We start from the raw sequence: 6,476 nt of genomic DNA, 5'->3' as shown, positions 1-6,476 counted from the left end.
TAATGATTTCTTCTACCATTTTGTTTCACTTTTCATGTGCTACAAAGTGGTCCAGTTTTTAAAGCGGTTAAAAACACATTGGCAATCAAATCAAGTGGCGTATCCTTTATTCTAAATTTCAAGAATGAAAAATTACTCGAAGAAAAGTATCAACTTTTTTTTCCTGACAGATTATTATTAGAGGAACTTGGCTTTATAACAGCTAATGATTTATCGTTTAAAATTCCTAAAACAGAAAACACGAAAGCGCAGGAAGTATTTCTAGTTGGAGATAAAATTGTTCTTTTCGAAAAATTAGAAAATAAACCTGAACTTCCTTTATCTATTTTAGTATTTACAAAAATTGGACAAGAACTACTTAAACTTGTGAAATCAACACCTGAATTGGATTATATTCAGCTCCTAGCAACAAAGATAAATCGAATAAATGGCTCAATAAAGTATGGACAAATCTTGGCAGAATTACCAAACGGACAAATTAGGTATACAAATTTAATTGATGTTCCATTAACAGACCAAGAAGTTGACCAAGAAAGAAAACAAAAGGCAGCAGAAGAAAAGAAATAACGAAATGCCAACAATTAGCCCTCAATAAAGCGTTGCTTGCATACGCTTTAGATTGAGGCAGATGTTGGCACACATTAAATCACATAGCTTAACAATTATCTAATAGAGATTTAAATGAATAGATTAAAAAGACTATTGTTGATAGGTATATTAATTGTAGCCATGATTATAGTGGTAATTTTTTCTTCATTAATGATTTGGGGGCAATTTACTATAGGACTTGATTTTGAGAAATTAGGAACGATATATATAAAGACTCTAATTTGGATGACCTTAATAATTGCTACTTTGTTATCTACTCTAATTGACAATTTAAATGCCTTGAAAAAGGAAAATAAAAAGAGGCATGAAAAATATTATGACATATCAGATTTTGAATTAGGTTTTACTATTAAAATGGATTTCTTGAAAGTATTTAAAATCTCTTTCAATAATACTTTTAAAGAACCAATATTTTATCTTTTCATAGGCATTATTGTTTTACCTCAATTTCAGGACAAGAGCTTTTTAGAACCGTTTAATATGGTTAATGTACTAACCATGATTGCAGCAATGGCTTTAGGAATGATAGCATTTAGTATTTTGCATGCATTTGGAAATTATATCCAAACTTATGGCTATGGAAAAGAACTTCATTTAAGCATTTCTCACCAAGGATTATTTTTCAAGGACAAAAGAGGTCTACGACATATTCCGAATTCAAAAATTAAAAAGCTTAATGAAAATGATTTGTTTCTAATTTTAAGAATAAACGTATTTCAAAGAATATATATTTTAAAAGACCTCTTTGACAAGACAGATTTGGATAAAATACGTAAGAATCTGACATAAAAATAACGTGTGCCAACAATCGCAGAAAACCTGGATTAAAAACGGTTTATACCGAGATTACTTCTACTGGGAAAAAGACAATTTATGAGCAGATTAAGATTGGAAAATGGTTAATTTATAATCCTGACCATACACTGAATAAAATAGAATATTATAACAATGGGGAACTTGTTCAATAAAAAATACGACCCCACAACACGCTAGTATAAAGCAATTGGCGTTCGTGAGAGATTGGAAATTAAGTTGGGTAAATGAACACCGCCAAATCTTTGATTTGGCTTTAGAAAAGATAAAAACAAATAAAAGATTTGGCTCAGAGAGTTTTTGGAGGTTTGTAAGGTTACAATCCCTCACGACGCCCTGCAGCCAACTGTTCAAAATAAACAATGTACTTGCTAGTTGAGCAGAAAGCATTATTATTGTCCTTATTAACGATTACAGCCATGTTAACGACCAGCGAAGACCGATACCAGGGAATAACGATAGATGAATCGAGTTATCCTGCTACAGCCATTGATTTAGAAAAGGATTTACTGCACTTAATGCAAGGCCTTAAGGGTAAAAAGCTCCTATGGTCAAAAGTTGCTATTGAGCAATCAGACTTTATTCCTGTACTTGCAAAGCTGGGTTTTGAGTTTCATCATTGCGATGAAAAGAGTGTGACAATGGTTAAACCACTTATTGAAGGTGCTTATATTCCCACCAGTCGCAACTACATTGTTGGTGTGGGGGCGGTAGTGTTTCACAATGAAAAGCTATTGGCTATTAAAGACCGGTTTTCGCCGGGCTATAAATTACCTGGAGGTCATATTGATAAAAATGAATCGATAAAAGTGGCTTTAAAACGGGAGGTATTGGAGGAAACAGGCGTGGAGGTAGAGTTGGAGTCTATTATGAATATTGGTCATTTTAACGCCGGTCAGTTTGGCGAATCGAACCTTTACTTTGTTTGCACAGCAAAGGTAATAAACGATGAAATAAGCATTAATGATGCCGATGAAATTCTGGAAGCGCGTTGGATGAGTGTGGATGAATTTTTGAGTGACGATGAGGTGAATAACTACAATAAGAAAGTGGTACGAGCAGCAATCGGCAATACCTGTTTAAAACTAACCGAACAGGAAATAGAGTTACGCATTCCGGGAGAAATGTTTTTATAAATTAAGCACTCAAAACGCTAAATTATACATGAAGATGGAAGGATTTGACCGAAAGAAACATTGGGATAAGGTGTATGAAACCAAGAATGTAGAAGAGGTAAGCTGGTATCAACCGGTACCCGAAACATCGTTAAACTTTCTGAAGCAATTCAATGTTTCCCTGTCGGCCAGTATTATTGATATTGGCGGAGGAGATAGTTTTTTGGTTGACCACCTTTTGGATTTGGGTTATCGTGATGTTACAGTGCTTGATATTTCGGCCAACGCGATTGAACGAGCTAAAAAACGCCTGGGAAATAAAGCTGACCGTGTTAAGTGGATAGTAGCTGATGCAGCTTCCTTTGTGCCAAGTCAGTCTTACGATTTTTGGCACGACAGAGCCGCTTTTCATTTTCTGACTGAAGCAGATGATATTGCCAACTATTTAAATACCGCACAAGCCAGTCTGACCGCCAATGGTGTTTTAGTGATCGGTACTTTTTCAGAACAAGGACCCAATAAGTGCAGTGGGATTAATATAAAGCAATATTCAGAAGTCTCGATGACAAAACACCTGAGCGCATATTTCGAGAAAATTAAATGCATTGAGGTGGAACATCAAACCCCATTTGATACCGTTCAAAGCTTTGTATTTTGTAGCTTTAAAAACAAAAGAAATAAAGCCAATAGGATTAGCTTCTATTAAACCCGAATTACAATGCCGTTTAGTTAAGGGTAAAAATCCCCCTCAACCCTACGGGTAGCTCCCCAAGTGCACAGCTTGTTGTTTATGCATTTATACCAAACTGCTAATCAAATCTTCCCCGTGGGGAAGTGCCGGAGGCGAAGGGGGAAAGAAGTTGGATTGTGTACTATTCATTCAAGATTATATAATTTCTTAACTAAACGACATTGATATTGCTGGTTAAAACAAAAAAGCCGCTTACAAAAGCGGCTTTCTCTATCTATATGTCTAATCGAATTACTTCGTGTAAACGCGGTTTTCTTGTTCGGCAACGCGAATAAAAGTAGTACGCTTGGTCAATTCCTTTAATTGAGAAGCCCCCACATAAGTACAAGTACTACGCACACCACCAAGGATATCTTGCACCGTTGACTCTACAGGTCCGCGGTATTCTACCTGCACCGTTTTGCCTTCGCTGGCACGGTAGTTGGCAACACCACCGGCATGCTTATCCATAGCAGTAGCTGAGCTCATGCCATAGAATTGCTTGTATTTCTTTCCGTCTTTTTCAACTACCTGGCCGCCGCTCTCATCATGACCAGCTAACATACCGCCTAACATCACAAAGTCGGCACCTGCACCAAAGGCTTTAGCTACATCACCAGGAATGGCACAACCGCCATCACTAATAATCTGACCGCCTAAACCATGCGCAGCATCGGCACATTCAACAATGGCTGAAAGTTGTGGGTAACCTACACCTGTTTTAACACGTGTGGTACATACCGAACCCGGTCCGATACCTACTTTAATAATATCGGCACCTGCTAAAAGTAGCTCTTCTACCATTTCGCCGGTAACAACATTACCTGCCATTATCACTTTATCGGGAAATAACTCACGTGCTTTTTTTACAAAAGCTACAAAATGTTCTGAGTAACCGTTGGCCACGTCGATACAGATAAACTTAAGGTGTGTATTGGTATTAATAATTGCTTTCACCTTGTCTAAATCATTTTCGCCAGTACCAGTACTTACAGCTATGTTGTTTTCAATACCTTCTGGTGCATTGCTCAAAAAAGCATTCCACTCATCTAACGAATAGTGTTTATGAATGGCTGTAAACATATCTTTCTCGGCTAGTTTAATTGCCATTTCAAATGTACCAACAGTATCCATATTGGCCGCCATAATAGGTACGCCAGTCCATTCGATACTGGTATGCATAAATTTAAATGTACGTTGCAAACTAACTTGAGATCTACTCTTTAATGTAGAACGTTTGGGTCTGAACATGACATCTTTGAATCCTAACTTAATGTCGTATTCTACTCTCATTTTACTATGTTTTTTTGATTACGGACAAAGATACATGAATACTACCAAATAATGCAAATGAATATTTTATGTGGTAAAAGATTAACAATGATTAACTGAATGTGGTGTTGTTCAGTTTATTACTTGTATTGATAATGCTGGTTTATCCTTATTGTGAAGTGTTGACTATACTCGAGACCGTTATTCGGCAACTATTTTTGAGGCAGGAGGCTGAAAAAAACAAAAGAGGCTATCAGTCTGATAACCTCTCTGTTTATAGTGTTTGATTATTATTTCTCAATGCAATCAGGCATTTTGAGCCATCACTTATGATGCCATTATTTATTATAACGTTCGTTTAATTTTTTAACGATGGCCCAATGTTTATCATTCAAAGAACCGATCTCGAAAAAAGTGACTCCTCGCGCACCATTTTCATAAGCTGCAATTATGGCCTGTTCAAATTCATCGTAGTTTTCGCCGTAATGCCCTACCAGGATGCCGGTAAATAAATGTTTACCTTCTTTCATCTCTTTCATGCCCTCATTGGTTGCAAAACCAACCCAGCCAACATTGCCATCGTGGTCGTTTTTGTAAACTATCGGAAAGAAATAATCCAGATTCCAGCGTCCCCAATCCTGACGAACATATTCACGGGCTAGTTGCGGAAATGGAAATACTGCTGCCGAAGCGGCTGTTCCTTCCTCGTGGCAAATGTCAATACATTCTTCTACTAATGATGAAATGGCATTCATACGAAATTGCTGCCAGGCGGCATTTTCTTCTTTATCTTCCATGTCTATCGGGTCTATCCCAAATATCTCTTTATACTGTTTGCGAGCATTCGGGTGATAGCCAAAGTCATAATCGGGCAATAGGCGATCTTGTTTTAACTCACCACCTTTATAGGGGTATTTCTTTTGCAGGTTATTACCCAGCACCACATCAACATAACGAATGTAATCGAAGTGAACCGAGGCCAAGCCTTCTATTTTCGCCTTCTCCCTAACGCCTTTCTTAATATATTCTCTGGCCCCTTCTGAAAATGGGCTTAAGAAATTATAATATCCTACGTAAGGGTTGTACTCATTGCAACTTTGCCCGAGTGCATTTATGCTATACCACTCTGGGTTCTGGCGACACACTTCATTGCCACCAACATTCATCATCCAGTGCCAGGCATGTATTCTGATGTTGTAATTACCACCCAAACGGATAAGCTCTTTTAATCTTTCATTTCCTGCACCGGGTAACAAGTCGGTAATACCGGCATCGGCCCATTTTTTAAGTGTGGCTAACTGTTCAGCTTCATCACCTTTTTTAGGTTCGCCCCATCCCGAAAAATAGAATTTTTTTTCGCTGTATACTTTAGAGTATTTATTACCTGTAGGTTTTTTGGCCCATACCGGAGCGAGAATGGTTAATGCAAGTATAACTGATAGAATACGTACCATGGAAAATATAATTTTAAGTTATCTCTATGAATTAATAACTACAAAATTAATTGCATCCTTTTAAGCTTGCATATGATGTTCAGTGCTTTGTGTGGCCGTATGTTCAAATGTGTTTACATTCTTTCTTTGGTAATTATGAGCCGCTTTGACTGAACATATGGGTAAGAAATATTAACATGCCTTTTGTGCTGTTCACTGTTGAATAGACGAATGTATTAGATATATCATTCTGAAGAAGATTAAAATCTGAGCTGTTTAAATTATAATCAACCTCGGGTTATTATCCATCGATGTCATTAAGAATTTTCTCAACTTCAGCCTCCGTTTTATGAAGCTTGTCTTTGCAAGTCTTAATTAAAGCACTCACTCGTTTTACTTTGGCTGATAAATCATCAACATCTAGTTCTTCATTTTCAATTTGCTGTAAAATCTCTTCAATTTCACTAACGGCATCGTTGTAGGTAAGCTTCTTTTTTGTCATTG

General features: G+C 37.0%; 7 protein-coding genes. 4 read left to right on the top strand and 3 right to left on the bottom strand.

Annotated elements, in window-relative coordinates; genetic code table 11:
• The first annotated feature begins 36 nt into the window (after positions 1–36).
• The 4 genes from JIV24_RS17500 (at position 37) to JIV24_RS17485 (ending at position 3,243) form a co-directional block, all read left to right on the top strand.
• Complete coding sequence (locus JIV24_RS17500; RefSeq protein ID WP_200466369.1) at positions 37–567, top strand: DUF2806 domain-containing protein; 531 nt, start codon at positions 37–39, stop codon at positions 565–567.
• Between the two features lie 114 nt (positions 568–681).
• Entirely contained in the window at positions 682–1,398 is a 717-nt protein-coding gene (locus JIV24_RS17495; RefSeq protein ID WP_200466368.1) for a hypothetical protein, read from the top strand.
• A 386-nt stretch (positions 1,399–1,784) separates the two neighbouring features.
• Entirely contained in the window at positions 1,785–2,558 is a 774-nt protein-coding gene (locus JIV24_RS17490; RefSeq protein ID WP_200466367.1) for an NUDIX domain-containing protein, read from the top strand.
• Between the two features lie 28 nt (positions 2,559–2,586).
• Positions 2,587–3,243, top strand: a complete 657-nt coding sequence (locus JIV24_RS17485) for a class I SAM-dependent methyltransferase (protein ID WP_200466366.1) — start codon at positions 2,587–2,589, stop codon at positions 3,241–3,243.
• Between the two features lie 276 nt (positions 3,244–3,519).
• On the opposite strand, the gene JIV24_RS17480 is transcribed toward JIV24_RS17485, so the two are convergent.
• The 3 genes from JIV24_RS17480 to xseB form a co-directional block, all read right to left on the bottom strand.
• The gene (locus JIV24_RS17480) at positions 3,520–4,560 is read right to left on the bottom strand and encodes a GMP reductase (protein ID WP_200466365.1); all 1,041 of its coding nucleotides are present in this window, start codon (positions 4,558–4,560) and stop codon (positions 3,520–3,522) included.
• Between the two features lie 317 nt (positions 4,561–4,877).
• Positions 4,878–5,993, bottom strand: a complete 1,116-nt coding sequence (locus JIV24_RS17475) for a family 10 glycosylhydrolase (protein ID WP_200466364.1) — start codon at positions 5,991–5,993, stop codon at positions 4,878–4,880.
• Between the two features lie 280 nt (positions 5,994–6,273).
• The gene (xseB, locus tag JIV24_RS17470; RefSeq protein ID WP_200466363.1) at positions 6,274–6,474 is read right to left on the bottom strand and encodes an exodeoxyribonuclease VII small subunit; all 201 of its coding nucleotides are present in this window, start codon (positions 6,472–6,474) and stop codon (positions 6,274–6,276) included.
• Positions 6,475–6,476: the final 2 nt, after the last annotated feature.

This window comes from Carboxylicivirga marina, from assembly GCF_016612505.1.
GTDB lineage: Bacteria > Bacteroidota > Bacteroidia > Bacteroidales > Marinilabiliaceae > Carboxylicivirga > Carboxylicivirga marina.
The sequence above is the reverse complement of the archived record's forward strand: the minus strand, read 5'-3'. Positions and strand labels throughout refer to the sequence as shown.